15 protein-coding genes and 1 tRNA gene are annotated in these 14,022 nt (G+C 65.5%); 4 read left to right on the top strand and 12 right to left on the bottom strand.

From position 1 onward, the window contains the following. The first annotated feature begins 183 nt into the window (after positions 1 to 183). The 4 genes from E5Z01_RS10215 to acs all read left to right on the top strand — a co-directional run bounded on the left by E5Z01_RS10215 (position 184) and on the right by acs (position 4,427). On the top strand, positions 184 to 744 hold the full coding sequence (locus E5Z01_RS10215; RefSeq protein ID WP_135229260.1) for a UbiX family flavin prenyltransferase: 561 nt from the start codon (positions 184 to 186) through the stop codon (positions 742 to 744). Continuing rightward, the gene (gene ispD, locus E5Z01_RS10210) at positions 741 to 1,436 is read left to right on the top strand and encodes a 2-C-methyl-D-erythritol 4-phosphate cytidylyltransferase (RefSeq protein WP_135229259.1); all 696 of its coding nucleotides are present in this window, start codon (positions 741 to 743) and stop codon (positions 1,434 to 1,436) included. The genes E5Z01_RS10215 and ispD overlap by 4 nt, the downstream gene beginning before the upstream one ends. Next, positions 1,433 to 2,263, top strand: coding sequence for a 4-(cytidine 5'-diphospho)-2-C-methyl-D-erythritol kinase (locus tag E5Z01_RS10205; protein ID WP_135229258.1), 831 nt, complete (start codon positions 1,433 to 1,435; stop codon positions 2,261 to 2,263). Before ispD ends, E5Z01_RS10205 begins: the two co-directional genes overlap by 4 nt. A gap of 208 nt (positions 2,264 to 2,471) precedes the next feature. Further along, on the top strand, positions 2,472 to 4,427 hold the full coding sequence (gene acs / locus E5Z01_RS10200) for an acetate--CoA ligase (protein WP_135229257.1): 1,956 nt from the start codon (positions 2,472 to 2,474) through the stop codon (positions 4,425 to 4,427). A gap of 34 nt (positions 4,428 to 4,461) precedes the next feature. Here the strand turns inward: acs and E5Z01_RS10195 are convergent, their stop codons facing one another. From E5Z01_RS10195 to E5Z01_RS10140, 12 genes are all read right to left on the bottom strand, one after another. Then, complete coding sequence (locus E5Z01_RS10195) at positions 4,462 to 5,196, bottom strand: Imm5 family immunity protein (protein ID WP_135229256.1); 735 nt, start codon at positions 5,194 to 5,196, stop codon at positions 4,462 to 4,464. 46 nt (positions 5,197 to 5,242) lie between these two features. Continuing rightward, positions 5,243 to 5,327 (bottom strand) — tRNA-Leu (locus E5Z01_RS10190). A gap of 74 nt (positions 5,328 to 5,401) precedes the next feature. Then, entirely contained in the window at positions 5,402 to 6,046 is a 645-nt protein-coding gene (locus E5Z01_RS10185; RefSeq protein WP_135229255.1) for a cyclodeaminase/cyclohydrolase family protein, read from the bottom strand. 64 nt (positions 6,047 to 6,110) lie between these two features. Further along, positions 6,111 to 6,350, bottom strand: coding sequence for a hypothetical protein (locus tag E5Z01_RS10180; RefSeq protein WP_135229254.1), 240 nt, complete (start codon positions 6,348 to 6,350; stop codon positions 6,111 to 6,113). Positions 6,351 to 6,430: 80 nt separating this feature from the next. Beyond that, positions 6,431 to 7,423: a malate dehydrogenase gene (locus E5Z01_RS10175; RefSeq protein WP_119763648.1), complete on the bottom strand. Its 993-nt coding sequence runs from the start codon at positions 7,421 to 7,423 to the stop codon at positions 6,431 to 6,433. Between the two features lie 121 nt (positions 7,424 to 7,544). Then, complete coding sequence (locus E5Z01_RS10170) at positions 7,545 to 7,835, bottom strand: hypothetical protein (RefSeq protein WP_135229253.1); 291 nt, start codon at positions 7,833 to 7,835, stop codon at positions 7,545 to 7,547. Between the two features lie 52 nt (positions 7,836 to 7,887). Beyond that, positions 7,888 to 8,352, bottom strand: coding sequence for a hypothetical protein (locus E5Z01_RS19995; RefSeq protein ID WP_240738283.1), 465 nt, complete (start codon positions 8,350 to 8,352; stop codon positions 7,888 to 7,890). 425 nt (positions 8,353 to 8,777) lie between these two features. After that, a complete protein-coding gene (locus E5Z01_RS10160) occupies positions 8,778 to 11,219 on the bottom strand; it encodes a glutamine--tRNA ligase/YqeY domain fusion protein (protein ID WP_135229252.1) in 2,442 nt (813 codons plus the stop codon). An 82-nt stretch (positions 11,220 to 11,301) separates the two neighbouring features. Continuing rightward, positions 11,302 to 11,904 (bottom strand): NUDIX domain-containing protein, encoded by a 603-nt coding sequence (locus tag E5Z01_RS19990; protein ID WP_240738282.1) that lies wholly within the window; start codon positions 11,902 to 11,904, stop codon positions 11,302 to 11,304. Continuing rightward, positions 11,901 to 12,374: an NUDIX hydrolase gene (locus tag E5Z01_RS10150; RefSeq protein WP_276321249.1), complete on the bottom strand. Its 474-nt coding sequence runs from the start codon at positions 12,372 to 12,374 to the stop codon at positions 11,901 to 11,903. The genes E5Z01_RS19990 and E5Z01_RS10150 overlap by 4 nt, the downstream gene beginning before the upstream one ends. Continuing rightward, complete coding sequence (locus E5Z01_RS10145; protein WP_420810840.1) at positions 12,371 to 13,015, bottom strand: VOC family protein; 645 nt, start codon at positions 13,013 to 13,015, stop codon at positions 12,371 to 12,373. Before E5Z01_RS10145 ends, E5Z01_RS10150 begins: the two co-directional genes overlap by 4 nt. After that, a complete protein-coding gene (locus E5Z01_RS10140) occupies positions 13,012 to 13,869 on the bottom strand; it encodes a GNAT family N-acetyltransferase (RefSeq protein WP_135229250.1) in 858 nt (285 codons plus the stop codon). Before E5Z01_RS10140 ends, E5Z01_RS10145 begins: the two co-directional genes overlap by 4 nt. Between the last annotated feature and the right edge of the window lie 153 nt (positions 13,870 to 14,022).

Below are 14,022 nucleotides of genomic sequence, written 5' to 3'. Positions count from 1 at the left end.
GCTGTCACAAGCCGGGCAGGGATGTTTATTGCCTGTCCTGAAGCGTTTCTGGGGCAAGCGTCATGAATGGAAAAACATGCAGGGGAGGTTGTTTTTCCAGCAGGCGGTTCCCGGAACCCAGCCACTGTCCCGGCCCTCGGCCATTCGCCCTCAATTCGCGGCCTTCCCTGCTAGTCTGCTTTTATGCGTCTGGTGGTGGGGGTTTCCGGTGGAAGCGGCATTCCGTATGCCCTGAATGTGCTTCAGGCCCTGCAGGTGCTGAACGTGGAAACCCACCTGATCGTGTCCAGCGGCGCCAAGCGCGTCATGACGGCCGAGGGCGGCCCGCAACTGGGCGACCTGACGCCCCTGGCCAGCGCCGTGCACGAAGACCGTGATCTGGCCGCCAGTGTCGCCAGCGGCAGCTTCCGCACCGACGGCATGCTGGTCATTCCGTGCAGTGCCGGCACCCTCGCCAAAATCGCGCACGGCTTCGCGGACAACCTGCTGTCGCGCGCCGCGCACGTCACCCTCAAGGAACGCCGCCCCCTGGTGCTGGTGGTGCGCGAAGACCCGCTGCCGCGCCCCACCTTGCAGAACATGCTGAGCGCCCATGACGCCGGAGCCACCCTCATGACGGCCTCGCCGGGGTTCTACCACGCGCCGCAAAACGTCGAAGACCTGCTGAACTTCGTCACTGCGCGCGTCCTTGACCAGTTCAGGCTGGACGCCCCGAATTTCAAACGCTGGCGTGAGGAAGGATGACCTCGGCCTGTGTTCTGTCCGGCACCACAGCCGCGCTGATTCCGGCGGCGGGTTCGGGCTCGCGCCTGGGTCGGGGGCCCAAGGCGTTCGTGGAGGTGCGCGGGCAAAGTCTGCTGGCGCGGAGTGTGGCGGCGTTGCGTCCGCTGGTGGATGAGGTGGTGGTGGCCCTGCCGGAGGGAATGGAGTTGCCCCCTGGGCTGGATGCGCGGGCCATTGTGGGTGGGGCGACCCGTCAGGACAGTGTGGCGCGGCTCCTGCGGGCGACTTCGGCGGAGTACGTGCTGATTCACGACGCGGCGCGGCCCTTTTTGCCGGAGAACGTGGTGCTGGACTTGCTGGAGGCCGTGCACGAGTCGGGCGCGGCGACGCTGGCGCTGCCGGTGGCAGACACGCTGGTGCGGGCGGAGGCGGGCGGCAACTGGGGTGACCTGACCCCCCGCGAGGGCCTGTGGGCCGTCCAGACTCCGCAGGCCTTTCGGCGCGAATTGATCCTGAAGGCGCACGCACAGGCCGTCACCGACGGGTTTGCCGCGACGGACGATGCCGGGCTGGTGGCGCGGCTGTTGAAAGCCGAGGGGAACGGGCGGGTGCGGCTGGTGCCGGGGGACGCCCGGTTGTTCAAGGTCACGACCCCCGGCGACCTGGCCCTGGCCGAAGCCCTGGCGGCCGTGTGGGAGGGTGAACAGGCATGACTGACCGCTACTTCGCGCCTGCAAAAATCAACCTGGGCCTGAGCGTGCTGGGGGTGCGCGCGGATGGTTACCATGACCTGCACTCGATCATGGTGCCGCTCTCGGTGGGGGACGCGCTGAGCCTGGCGCCCGCTGCGTCGCTGTCGCTGCGGGTGGAGGGTGCCGAGTTGCCCACGGACGAACGCAACCTGGTCTACCGGGCGGCCCGCGCCTACCTGGCGGCGGCGGGGGTGGGGGCCGGGCTGGAGGTGGTGCTTCACAAGAATCTGCCGCTGGCCTCCGGGCTGGGCGGGGGCAGCAGTGACGCGGCCACTACGCTGCTGGCGCTGGCCGAGCTGTACCCGGCAGACGTGGATCTGCCCGCCCTGGCCCTGCAACTGGGGGCGGACGTGCCTTTCTTCCTGCTGCGGGGTGCGGCCCTGGCACAGGGCGTGGGCGAGCGGTTGACGCCGCTGAAGGTGCCGGAAACGTCGCTGGTGCTGGTGAATCCGGGCGTAGAGGTCAGTGCCCGTGATGCCTACACCTGGCTGGATGAAGCGGGCGGGTTCACGGAACCGCTGGAGGTGGGCGCCATTCTGGCCGCACTCGAACAGCGGGCGGACGTGCCTTACCTGAACGCCCTGCAACCGGAGGTGGTGGCGCGCCACCCGGCGATCATTCGCGCGCTGCATGCCCTGAGTGACGTGGGCCTGCGTTCGCCCCTGATGAGCGGCAGCGGCAGCACCTGTTTTGCGCTGGCGCAGACGGATGTGGAAGCGCAGGCGGCGGCGGAGCGCCTCTCTGAGACGCACCCTGGCTGGTGGGTTGCGGCGTGTCATACGCTGTGAATTCGTCTGGATAAGCTGCCGCTGTCCACGCCTTTTCTGAACCTGAAAAGTGGCTTCCAGTCGGGATTTTCCCTGATTTTAGACCGGGTTCAGTACGCCTGTGGTGACGACAGCGGGGATTTGAGGGCGTGCGGTACAGTGAACGAACTCCAAATTGCTGTCTTTTTATGGCCGTGGAACCCGTTTCTCCTGACTGGAGGTCACCCCGATGACACATCCCCATCCCACCGACCACATCGACGCGATGCTGCACGAAACCCGCGTCATTCACCCCAGCGAAGCCTTCCAGGCCAGCGCGAAAGTCAGCCGGGCCGAGTACGAACGCCTGTACCGCCAGAGCCTGGACGAGCCGGATCAGTTCTGGGCTGAGGTGGCGAACGAACTCCACTGGTTCAGGCCGTGGGATCAGGTGCTGGACTGGCAGGAACCCCACGCCCAGTGGTTCGTGGGCGGGCAGACGAACATCGCCTACAACTGCCTGGATCGCAACGTGGAGCGCGGCTACGGTGACAAGCAAGCCATCATCTGGGAAGGCGAGGACGGCGAGGTCAAAACCTACACGTACGCCGAACTGCTTAAAGAGGTGTGCCAGGCCGCCAACGCCCTGCTGGAACTCGGCGTGCAGCAGGGCGACCGCGTCACCCTGTACATGCCCCTGATTCCCGAAGCGGCCATCTCCATGCTGGCCTGTGCCCGTATCGGCGCGGCCCACAGCGTGGTGTTCGGGGGCTTTTCGGTGTCGGCCCTCGCGGAGCGCATCAACAATGCCAAGAGCAAGCTGCTGATTACCGCCGACGCCGGTTTCCGCCGGGGCAAACCCGTCAGCCTGAAAGTGAACGCCGACGAGGCCGCCAAGCTCGCGCCCGGACTGGAAAAAATTCTGGTGGTGAAACGCGCCGGGACGCCCGTGGAGTGGTGGACGGAAGGCCGCGACGTGTGGTGGCACGACATGGTCGATAAGCAAAGCGACCAGCACGAGGCCGTGCCCCTCGACAGCGAGCATCCCCTGTTCCTGCTGTACACGTCCGGCAGCACCGGAACACCCAAGGGCGTGCAGCACACCACCGGCGGCTACATGGTCGGCACCTACCTGACCACCAAAACCGTCTTCGATCTGCAAGACGACGACATCTACTGGTGTACTGCCGACATCGGCTGGGTCACCGGCCACAGCTACAGCGTGTACGGCCCCCTGCTGAACGCCGCCACCGTCGTCATGTACGAGGGCGCCCCCAACCAGCCCGACTGGGGACGCTTCTGGGACATCATCCAGAAGCACAGGGTCACGATTCTGTACACCGCGCCCACCGCCATTCGCGCCTTCATGCAGCACGGCGACGAGATTCCTGGCCGGTACGACCTGTCGAGCCTGCGCCTGCTCGGCTCGGTGGGCGAACCCATCAACCCCGAGGCGTGGATGTGGTACTACCGCGTCATCGGCGGGGAACGCTGCCCCATCGTGGATACCTGGTGGCAGACCGAAACGGGCGCCATCATGCTGACCACCCTGCCCGGCGCTTTCCCCAGCAAGCCCGGCAGCGCGGGCCTGCCGATGTTCGGCGTGGAACCTGGCCTGATGACCCACGAAGGCGAGGAACTCGGCCCGGACGACGGCGGCCTGCTGGTCATCAAACGCCCCTGGCCCAGCATGCTGCGCACCGTCTACGGCGACGACGAACGCTACCGCAAGAGCTACTGGGGCGAAATTAAGGGCGTGTACTTCGCCGGGGACGGTGCCCGCCGCGATCAGGACGGCTATTACACCATCGTGGGCCGCGTCGACGACGTGCTGAACGTCTCCGGCCACCGCCTCGGCACCATGGAAATCGAATCCGCGCTGGTCGGCCACAGCAGCGTTTCCGAGGCCGCCGTGGTCGGCCGCCCGGATCCGGTGAAAGGCGAGGCGGTCGTGGCGTTCATCCTGATTCAGGACGGCCACACCGCCGACCCCAGCGAACTGCGCCGGCACGTCACCCGCGAGATCGGGGCCCTGGCCCGCCCCGACGCCATTTACATCGCCGACGCCCTGCCCAAGACGCGCTCGGGCAAGATCATGCGCCGCTTCCTGAGGCAGATCGCCGCCGGAAACGAGATCACCGGGGACACCAGCACGCTCGAAGACCCCGCCGTGCTGGAGAAACTGGCCGCCACGCAGGCGGTGTAATCAGGGTTGAGGAGGGGGAGTGGAGACCTATTCTTCACTCCTCTTTGTCGTACTCGCTCAACAGTTCTGAATGCAGGTCAGCCTTCAACGAAACAGGGTTCGGTTGCAGGCGTGGCACGAATTGAAAGCGTTGCGCAAGCTGAAAAGCTATGGGCCACCCCTCATCCAGCCACCACAGCCAGAAGTCTCTGAGCCTCTCAGGATCAATAACGAGGATATCGGCGTCATCTGTTCCAGACGAGCCTGCCCAGGCTGTCGCCGCGTAGGAAGCGGCCTCGGCAGTCGCCGCAGACTGGAACTCTGCTTCGGCGGAGTCCACCCATTCCGGCCCCAGTCCTCCGAATGGATCAGGTTGGAATTCTCCCTGCGCTTCCAACAGGGCCTTGTAACCGCAAAACACGGCCCGCTGGACGTCCCGTCGGTGCGACCCGTCTAAACACTCGTGGTAGACGAAGTGATAACCCACGTCCAGTAACCGTTGAATACTTTCCGCCGGAATTCCTCCCTTCAGAAGTTGCAAGGCGGCGCTCAATTGCCGGAAGGGTAAAGACTCGTCCGGCAGGTGGGTCATGGCAATGGGTAGTACCTTCTGAGCGCACAGCACCGCCAGCCAGCCCCGGAACGCTCTGGCTTCCGGTGTTTCGTTCCCCAGTTCCACGTAGAAATCACGCCTGAGTCGCCAGCTCAGGTGGTGTTCGGGGTGCGTGAGCATATTGTGGCGCACTCGCTCGCGCCAGTCGTTCAGGAATTCTGCGCTGATGCCCGTCATTACCGTTCAGCATAAGCAAAAGCCCCAGCTTTCGCTGGGGTTCTTGTGGTGCCGAGGATGGGATTTGAACCCACACACCTCGCGGCGCTAGTCCCTGAAACTAGTGCGTCTACCAATTCCGCCACCTCGGCACACTTGGACGCTCGAAGTTGAGCGCGTTTCAGGCTCAGTTAATGTACTCAGGTTCCTGCATTCTGTCAAGCCTTCAGGCATTGTCCGCCGCGATGCGGGCCTGGGCGGCTTGCAGGACGCGTTCGGCGGCGGCGTGGGCCTGCGCGGTCAGCTCAGCCCGCTGCTCTTGCAGAGGCTGGCGTTCCCCCGGCGTCAGGCGGCGCAGGTTGATGTCCAGGGTCAGCAGGGCGGCGTCCACCGCGCCGCGCAGCAGGGCGGCCCCGGCCCCCACGTCGCTGGTCACCTCGGCGTGTGTGCCGGGCAGCAGCTCCTCGGCCAGCTGCAGGGCGGCCAGGGCTGTGCGGGCAATCGCCAGGGGCGTGTGGCGGGCCTCGTCGCCAGCGGTGCTCAGCGCCTCCTCGCGGGCGTCCTGCTCGGCGGGAGTGGCTCTGGGCAGACGGGTGGCGGCCACGAACTCGCCGAACACTTCCACATCCTGGTCGGCCAGGTCATGCAGGCGCAGCATCAGGGTGTGCAGCTCAGCCATGCGCCGCGGCCACTCGCCGGGTTCCTGGTCGGCCTTGCGGTTTTTTTGCAGGGTAATCACGGCGGCCATGTGCACGAGGGCCGTACCGAACGCGGCGCTCAGGGCCGCTGTGCCCGCGCCGCCCGGGGTGGCCTGGTGACTGCTGGCGGCGCGCAACAGGTCGGCGGCGGGCTGGTTCCACAGGGAAGTCATGCCCCACTGTAATGAACGCCGGCCGCCAGGCGGGTGAGGCTTGCCGGAGGCCACCCGGCTGGGGTCAGCGGCCGCTTTCCTCGAACAGGTGGCCGGTGTGGTGGTACACGGCCCGCTGCGCGGCGGCCAGGTACTCCGCGTGGTCGTCTGCGGCGATGCTCTTTTCCCCGAAATAGCGGGCCAGGCGGTCTTGCACGCCCGTCCAGACCTCGGCGGGGGCCTGCGCGGGGTCTTCCCGGTGCAGCCGGTCGTACCGGGCGACAGCAAAATCCATGCACGCTTGCAGCGATTCATGATCAGGCATGCCTCATCTTTTCAAAGAAGAACAGACGACTCAAGCTGAGCCGTCTGTCTGGGGTGAACAGGGGTGTTTATTGCACGTGTTTACTTGACCAGGCCGAGTTTACGCACTTCTTCGCGTTCCTCTTCCAGTTCCTTGGCGGTGGCGTCCATCTTGCCGCGGCTGAAGTCGCTGACTTCCAGGCCCTGCACGATCTCGTACTGGCCGCCTTTGATGCGCACCGGGAAGCCGTAGATGAGGCCCTCGGGGATGCCGTAGCTGCCGTCCGAGGGAATCGCCATGCTCGTCCACTCGCCTTCCTGGGTGCCCAGCGCCCAGTCGCGCATGTGGTCGATGGCGGCGCCCGCAGCGGAAGCGGCGCTGCTTGCTCCGCGCGCCTCGATAATGGCCGCGCCGCGCTTGGCGACGGTGGGAATGTACTCGGACTCGTACCAGCTGCGGTCGACCTGCTCCAGGGCGGGCTGGCCGTTCACGGTGGTCTGCGAGAGGTCCGGGTACTGCGTCGAGGAGTGGTTGCCCCAGATGGTGACGTTCTTGATGTCCTTGACCGCGGCGCCGGTCTTCTCGGCCAGTTGCGAGAGGGCGCGGTTGTGGTCGAGGCGCACCAGCGCCGTGAACTGCCGGGGATCGATGTCGGGCGCGTTCTGCTGGGCGATCAGGGCGTTGGTGTTGGCGGGGTTGCCGACCACGACCACCTTGATGTCGCGCTTGGCGACCTTGTTGATCGCTTCGCCCTGCGGCTTGAAGATGCCGCCGTTGGCGCCCAGCAGGTCACCGCGCTCCATGCCGGCCTTGCGGGGCATGGCGCCCACCAGCAGGGCGTAGTCGGCGTCCTTGAAGGCCACTTCGGGGTCGTCGGTCATGACCACGTCGTGCAGCAGCGGGAAAGCGCAGTCGCGCAGCTCCATGACCACGCCGTTCAGGGCTTTCAGCGCGGGGGTAATTTCCAGCAGTTGCAGAATCACGGGCTGGTCTTTGCCGAGCATGTCCCCGCTGGCAATGCGGAACAAGAGGCTGTACCCGATCTGACCGGCGGCTCCGGTCACGGCGACGCGGACGGGTTGTTTCATCGTCATGGTTGGTGTCCTCCCAAAGGAAATTGGTATTACGCCCCACAATAACGCGGGAGCGGCCCAGGGGGGTGCGGGCGTTCCTGAAGGGGGAACAGCGGGCCGCTGCCGGCCAGTGGTTGCGCGGTCAGTGGTTGCCGTCGCCGCGCAGGGCCATCATGTCCAGCTCCCAGCAAAGCTGCTCGTACGGTTCCTGCCCCAGCAGTGGTGAGGCCGCCGCGTCCAGCAGCAGGTCTTCCAGGGTTTCGCACAGCAGTTCGCCGCCCCCGCGGCCCGTGACCGTCAGGCGCACCAGGCCGGAACGCAGGATGTCCACCTTCAACTGCTGCCCCCCGCTGCGGATGTTCAGCAGGGCGCGCCGGACAGGTTCGGGGGTCATGCTGCCCATGATAACGGCGAAGGCCCCGGCTTCACTCACGCCAATGAGCATGAGCCGCCGGGGCACACTGGTGAAAAAGAAGTCGTTGCCTTCAGGCCGACTTGTTGCCGGAGTCGTCCCCGAAATTCCAGATGTCCAGGTCGTCCACGGCGCTGGACAGGTTGCTCAGGCGCGCCAGGTCGTCCGCCTGGGCCTGCCCCTCGAAATGCACTCCCTGGGTTTGCTGGCCGATGGCGCCCGCCATCACGTCCTGCGAGACTCCGGCGAACAGACGGGCGGCCTGCTGGGGCGTGGTATCCAGCAGCACGTCGGCCAGCACCTCGTCGGGGATGTCCTGGGCCACACTGGCGCGGGCGGCGGCCAGGGCCGTGGCGGCCACTTCCGGGCGGGCGTCGGTCTCCTCGGCCAGGACGTTGGTGCCGGGCGGCTGGGCATAGCTGTCCGGCTGAACGGGGGCCGTGCCCGGCGCTTCGCTGCGGTCACGCGCGACGCGGCGCAGACGCAGCAGGACAATGGCCGCGGCGATAATAAGCAGGACGATGAACAGGAATTTCATTGATTTACCTTAGCCATAAGTTGGTCTCGCTGCTTCCCCCGAGCGGTGGTATGGAGAGTGTGAAAAATCCCTCTGTGACGTGTTCTTCTGAAATGGTGCGGCGTACCGCCAGGGACTTGACAGCCTCACGGTAATCCGTTGAGCATTTCGCTTCTCTTACTAACCGCTGATTAACGTCGCGGCGGGTCGACCCGGCGATCAATAAAAGCGCCGACCACGCGCCGTGGATCGCACAGCAGCGGTTTTCTAAGTGGACTTTCTGGTGGCAAATTGGGGCAGCAGATCAGCCGGCCCAGCCCGAACAAACCCTTTCAGGACAACACCGGCTCACTCCGACACTGTGCTGTCGGACGAGGAACCCATGTCCGACAGCAGCCCTGTTGCGCTCGGTTGTTAAAGCCGACGCAGAAGCGGCGCGCCTTCCTTCACCCTTCCAGGGCGGCTTTTAACGCCTCCGCCACTTTCTGCGGCTGGGCCTTCCCACCTGTGGAGCGCATGACCTGCCCGGTGAAGAAGCCCATCAGGGCGGTTTTGCCGCCACGGTAAGCTTCTACCTTATCCAAGTTGGCGTTCAGCACGGCCTCAATGGCTTTTTGCAAGTCCTCGTCGCTGAGGCCCGCGTTCAGGCCCTCGCGCTCGATGATGGCGGCGGGCGCGTCACCGGAAGCGGCGGCGCGGGCCAGCGCGTCGCGGGCCACGCGGGTGGTGATTTTGTCCTCTGCCAGCATCCGGGCCAGCGGCGCGAGGTCGGCGGCCTTCACCTTCACGTCGCCTGCCCGCACCCCCACCGCGAGGTCATTCACGATCCACGACGCTACCTGAGCAAAAGAAGCGTCCTGTACGGCTCCTTTCACAAAGGTCAGCAAGGCGTCATCCTTCGCCAGCGTCCGCGCGTCGGCTTCGGCCGCGCCCAGAGCGGTCAGGCGCGCGACCTCAGCCTCCTGCTGAGGGGAAAGGGAAGGCTGTTTAGGCTGAGCTTTCTGCGCCTCGGCCCGGCCTTCGCCTGAAATGCCCTTCGCGTCCCCCGCGAGGTTGGAAGGAGCCTTTTTCGCCGACTGCTTTGCGCCTTCTGCCTTCTGTTCCTTGGCCCAGGTGTCTTTCAGCGTGATGATTCGCCCGAACACCAGCGCGTCTTCTTTGCTGTCCACCGGGTCGCGCCAGAAGTAGCCCTGACGCTCGAACTGGTAACGGGTGTCGGACGGGTCGCTCAGGACGCTGGGCTCCACGAACCCCCGTCTGACTTGCAGGCTGTCCGGCGTGAGGTAGCGCATGTACCCGGCGTCTACAGGCGTCTGCGCCTGCTCGGCGTCGTGTTCGGAGATGCCGGCGCTGTCGTCGTCATCGGCTTCGTTCTCGCCCTCGGGGTGGGGCACGCGGAAAAGGCGGTCATACAGGCGAAATTCGGCGGGCAGGGCTTTCTCGGCGCTGACCCAGTGAATCACGCCGCCTGCTTTGGCATCCTCGCCCAGCAGCGAGGCGTGAATGTGCGTGACCTGTCCGGCGTCGTCCGTCTGAAAGTCGTCGGCGCGAATAACGCCGGCTCCGCGCAGGCGCACCGTGCCGCCGGGTGTGAGGCGTTTGTAGCCTTTGGGCGGCTCGGGGTTGAAGTCGTCGCGCTCGATGTAGATCTCGCGGGTGAGCAGCACGTCACGCACGGCCTGTTCGGGGGCCACGCGCTCGCCGCCCGGCAGGGCCACCAGACCGTCGGGACTGTCGCGCACCACATCGAACGGCCAGTAGGGAAGACTCAGGGTCTGCCCAGCGTTCAGGTTTGTGAGCGTCACCTTGATAGGATCGAGCACCGCCATCACACGCGGGGCGCGGTGGTTCAGGTCGTCGCGCACGGCATTCTCGTACATGGCAATGTCCACCGTGCGGTTGGTGCGGCTCACCCCAATCTGAGACGCGAAGTGCCGAATGGCCTCAGGCGTTACCCCGAGTCGCCGCTGAGCACGGATGGTGGGCATGCGCGGGTCGTCCCAGCCGCTCACCTTGCCTTCCTGCACCAGCCGGCGCAGCTTGCGTTTGCTGGTGATGGTGTATTCCAGGCCCCGGCGGCCAAACTCGTACTGGTGCGGGCGCGGATCGAAGGCCAGTTTCTCCATCAGCCAGTCGTAGATGGCGCGGTTGTCCACGAACTCCAGGCTGCACATGCTGTGCGTCACGCCCTCGATGGCGTCCTGAAGGGGGTGCTCGAAGTCGTAGGCGGGGTAGATGCACCACGCGTCGCCCTGGCGGAAGTGCGGGTGCTTCACGATGCGGTACAGCACCGGGTCGCGCAGCTTCATGTTGGGGCTGCTCAGGTCGATCTTCGCCCGCAGCACGTGCGCGCCGTTCTCGAACTCGCCGGCCTTCATGCGGCGCAGCAAATCCAGGTTCTCCTCTACACTCCGCTCACGGTAGGGGCTGGGCGTCCCCGGCGTATGGGCATTCCCGCGCAGGCGCGACATTTCCGCCGCACTCACGCTGTCCACGTAGGCGTCTCCCTGCCGCACCAGTTGCTCGGCGTACTCGTAGTAGCGGCCAAAGTAATCGCTGGCATAGTACAGCCGGTCTTCCCAGTCCAGCCCCATCCACTTCAGGTCGTCCACCATGCTGTCCACGTACTCCTGCTTGACCAGCTCAGGGTTCGTGTCGTCCATGCGCAGGTTGAATTTCCCACCGTACTGCGCGGCCGTGCGGTAATCCAGAAACGAAGCGAAAATATGCCCCAGGTGCGCGTACCCACTCGGATCAGGCGGAAACCGCGTCACGACCGTGGGGTACTTCCCCTCCTCCAGGTGCTTCTCGATGATTTCCGTAATGAAATTGGGCGCGACCATCGGCTTTCTGTCCGCCGCGTCGGGGGTGGAGGGCGTGTCCGTCATGCGCTACAGGATACGCGTCGCCGCCCGGCAGGTCAGGGGTGAAGTTCAGGCGTCAGTGAAGCAGGCCGGATGGCCGCATGTGTCAAATCCTTTGCCTTAGCCACTCGGCGGCCCACTGGCCGGCCACTCCGCGCAGCGGCGCCGGTAACTCGTGCGCGGCGAAGAACCGCAGTTCACCGCTCTCCACGCCGTCGGCCACGGGCTCGCCTTCCCACCCGGTCACCAGGTACAGGGCCGTGTAGAACGCTGCCTGATACCAATTGCGGTGATATCGCTTGTTTTGGGCGATATAACCCGACCGGAGGGAGAAGCAAAAAATACGCGCTGCGGGAAATGAAATAGGATTGGGGCGTTTTTCCTCAATCCTATGGAATTGGACGCAGTGCGTATGATGCCCGTTCGGCAGGGTGCGCAGCGGGGTGGTCAGCAGCGTCAGCAACTGGGCCGCGTGTACCGTCAGGGCGGTTTCCTCAAAGACCTCGCGGCGCAGCGTGTCCTCTGGCGCCTCGGCCAGTTCGCACAGGCCGCCTGGCAGGCCCCACACGTCGCGGTAGGCCAGTTTCTGCAACAGCACACGCCCTTCCGCATCCAGAAGAATGGCTGCCGCGCCCATCAAATTCAGCGGATGGTCGCCGATCAGCGCGCGTAAATCAGCAATGTAATCCGCCGTGTGCCCAGAAGTCACAGGGGAACCCGGCCCAGGTCGAGTTGACGGGTCACGCCGCGAACCGCTCCAGCATGTCCCATCCGTAAGTCCTCCAGTGCGGCAGCGACGTCCGGCAGCAGGGGAGAAGGCAGATCGGCTGGCGAACGCCATTCCAGCGCGGCTATTTCCCTTTTGTCCACGACGCGCGGTGTGCCAGCGGTGATGTTCGCGGTGAACATATAGGCCTGAATGTCCGGCCAGCCGCCGCCCATCAACAGGTAGCTGCCGATGATGCCCGTCAGTTCGACATGTACGCCGATCTCCTCCAGGGCTTCGCGCACGGCGGCCCTGTGCGGCGTTTCGCCGGGGTCGACCACACCGCCCGGCACGCCCCATAGGCGCAGATCGTAGGCCTGCCTGACCGTCAGGATGCGGTTCTGATCGTCGCGCAAAATAACCCCGGCACATTGGTGCGGGGCTGTCGGCCATTGGTTTGCTGCTCGGCTCACAAATCCACCAGGCCGCTCGGGGTTTCCAGCCGGGCTTTCAACTCGACTTGCGGGGCGTCATACACGGTCACGTCTCCGTGGAAGTTCAAGCCGTTCAGGATGCCGCGTAGCCGATCCGGTTCGGGCGTACCCAGTTGCAATTCCAGCAGGCGCACGCCCGCGTCCGGCAGGGTGGTGGGCGGCGGGGGCGTGCGCCAGTGAATCAGGGTCGGGGCCGCGCCCGGCGTGGGCAGGCTGCCGTCGTCGGGAACGATGAGCTGCCAGCGGTTGGCTCCGCGTGAGAGTTCCAGTGCGCCTGAAAGGGGGGACTGTACGGCGGCCACCCAGTGAATCAGTTGCGGCCCGGCGCGGAGTTTCGCGTTCAACTCGGGCGTGTCCAGCGCAAACCAGCGTGGGCGTTGTGGCCTGGGCGCAGCCGTATTCACCGCGATGACTTCCAGGTAAGCCCCCGGCCCCAGGGACAGCAGGGCGTTGTGCGTGCCGAAGGTCTCGTGCTCTCCACCGGGTTGCAGGGGAACGCCCAGGCGACCTTCCAGCCACGCCCGGCCTTCCTGGAGGGTGCGGGCGGCCACGATCAGGTGATCCAGCGTGACATTCGGCCCCTCTGACGCCTTCGTGTGCGGGGTGGTGTTGGCCTTCAGGCTTCCTCGTCCCCTTCCAACAAGTAGGTCACGACGCTGCGGCTATGACGCAGACCCAGGTGGCTGTAAAGCGTGCGGGCGGCCTTCATGTGGTCATGCGCCCGCGTGCGCAGGGTGCGAAGTTCCGGGTGCCTGGCGGCCTCGGCAGCAGCCAGGTTCAGCAGGGCGCGGCCCAGCTTCTGCCCACGTTCGGCGGGGTGAACGGCCAGGTACGTCACCTCGGCGCGGGCGTCGTCCGGGTGGAATTCCAGTTCCGCGAACCCGGCGGGCTTGCCGTTTCGCGTCAGGGCCACCAGTTTCACGTCCTCGCGCGCGAAATGCGCGTCGAACTGTTCCGGCATCCAGTCCAGGCGCCCTGCCCAGGCGTCCTCGGCGGCCCTGTACAGGGCGCGGTAATCCGCGATGGACAGCGCGTTTGTCAGGGCGTAACCGTCCGGCACGTCTGTTTCCTTAAAGTGAGACAGCGGCGCCGTGTAGAAGGCCGTGCTGTGCATGGGCGTCAGGCCGGCCGCCTCCAGCGCGTCGCGCACGGGGGTATTCTCGCGCGAGCAGAAAGCGTACACGGGCAGGCCCTCGGCCTGCTCCAGCGCCTTCTTCAGGAGGCCCGCCACCTGACCGGATTCGCTGAGTGGGCCCTCCAGCACCATCCCATCCCGGAAAGGCGCAATGGCGCAGTAAGCCACCACGCCGTCCTCGCCAGCGTCGACCAGGCAGGTGCTGTCCTCGCAGTCCAGTTGCAACTCCTGCCCGTCGCGCGCACTTGGGGCGAACACCTCGCGTTCCGGCGCAGCGTCCATCCAGTGCAACAAGGCCAGAACGTCTGGCAAATCCGTGACCTGCATTGAGCGAATCATGAACAAACCTCCAGAAGGCGAAAAGGCTTCACGACTAAATTCAATGTCCTTCCAGCCTAAAGAAAGCCGCAGAAGGTGTCAGGAGCGTGTCTCACCGCAAGCTCACCCCGCGCTGTGCTATGCTCGGCCCATGCCCTGAACAGGGTACGTTGC

The organism is Deinococcus fonticola (genome assembly GCF_004634215.1).
GTDB lineage: Bacteria > Deinococcota > Deinococci > Deinococcales > Deinococcaceae > Deinococcus > Deinococcus fonticola.
The sequence above is the reverse complement of the archived record's forward strand: the minus strand, read 5'-3'. Positions and strand labels throughout refer to the sequence as shown.

Bases quoted from the DNA above. Each gene is read 5' to 3' on its own strand.
- E5Z01_RS10180 (WP_135229254.1), bottom strand. From the start codon at position 6,350: ATGCCTGATCATGAATCGCTGCAAGCGTGCATGGATTTTGCTGTCGCC.
- E5Z01_RS10195 (WP_135229256.1), bottom strand. From the start codon at position 5,196: ATGACGGGCATCAGCGCAGAATTCCTGAACGACTGGCGCGAGCGAGTG.
- E5Z01_RS10185 (WP_135229255.1), bottom strand. From the start codon at position 6,046: ATGACTTCCCTGTGGAACCAGCCCGCCGCCGACCTGTTGCGCGCCGCC.
- E5Z01_RS10140 (WP_135229250.1), bottom strand. From the start codon at position 13,869: ATGATTCGCTCAATGCAGGTCACGGATTTGCCAGACGTTCTGGCCTTG.
- E5Z01_RS10215 (WP_135229260.1), top strand. From the start codon at position 184: ATGCGTCTGGTGGTGGGGGTTTCCGGTGGAAGCGGCATTCCGTATGCC.
- E5Z01_RS10175 (WP_119763648.1), bottom strand. From the start codon at position 7,423: ATGACGATGAAACAACCCGTCCGCGTCGCCGTGACCGGAGCCGCCGGT.
- E5Z01_RS10205 (WP_135229258.1), top strand. From the start codon at position 1,433: ATGACTGACCGCTACTTCGCGCCTGCAAAAATCAACCTGGGCCTGAGC.
- E5Z01_RS10160 (WP_135229252.1), bottom strand. From the start codon at position 11,219: ATGACGGACACGCCCTCCACCCCCGACGCGGCGGACAGAAAGCCGATG.
- acs (WP_135229257.1), top strand. From the start codon at position 2,472: ATGACACATCCCCATCCCACCGACCACATCGACGCGATGCTGCACGAA.
- E5Z01_RS19995 (WP_240738283.1), bottom strand. From the start codon at position 8,352: ATGAAATTCCTGTTCATCGTCCTGCTTATTATCGCCGCGGCCATTGTC.
- ispD (WP_135229259.1), top strand. From the start codon at position 741: ATGACCTCGGCCTGTGTTCTGTCCGGCACCACAGCCGCGCTGATTCCG.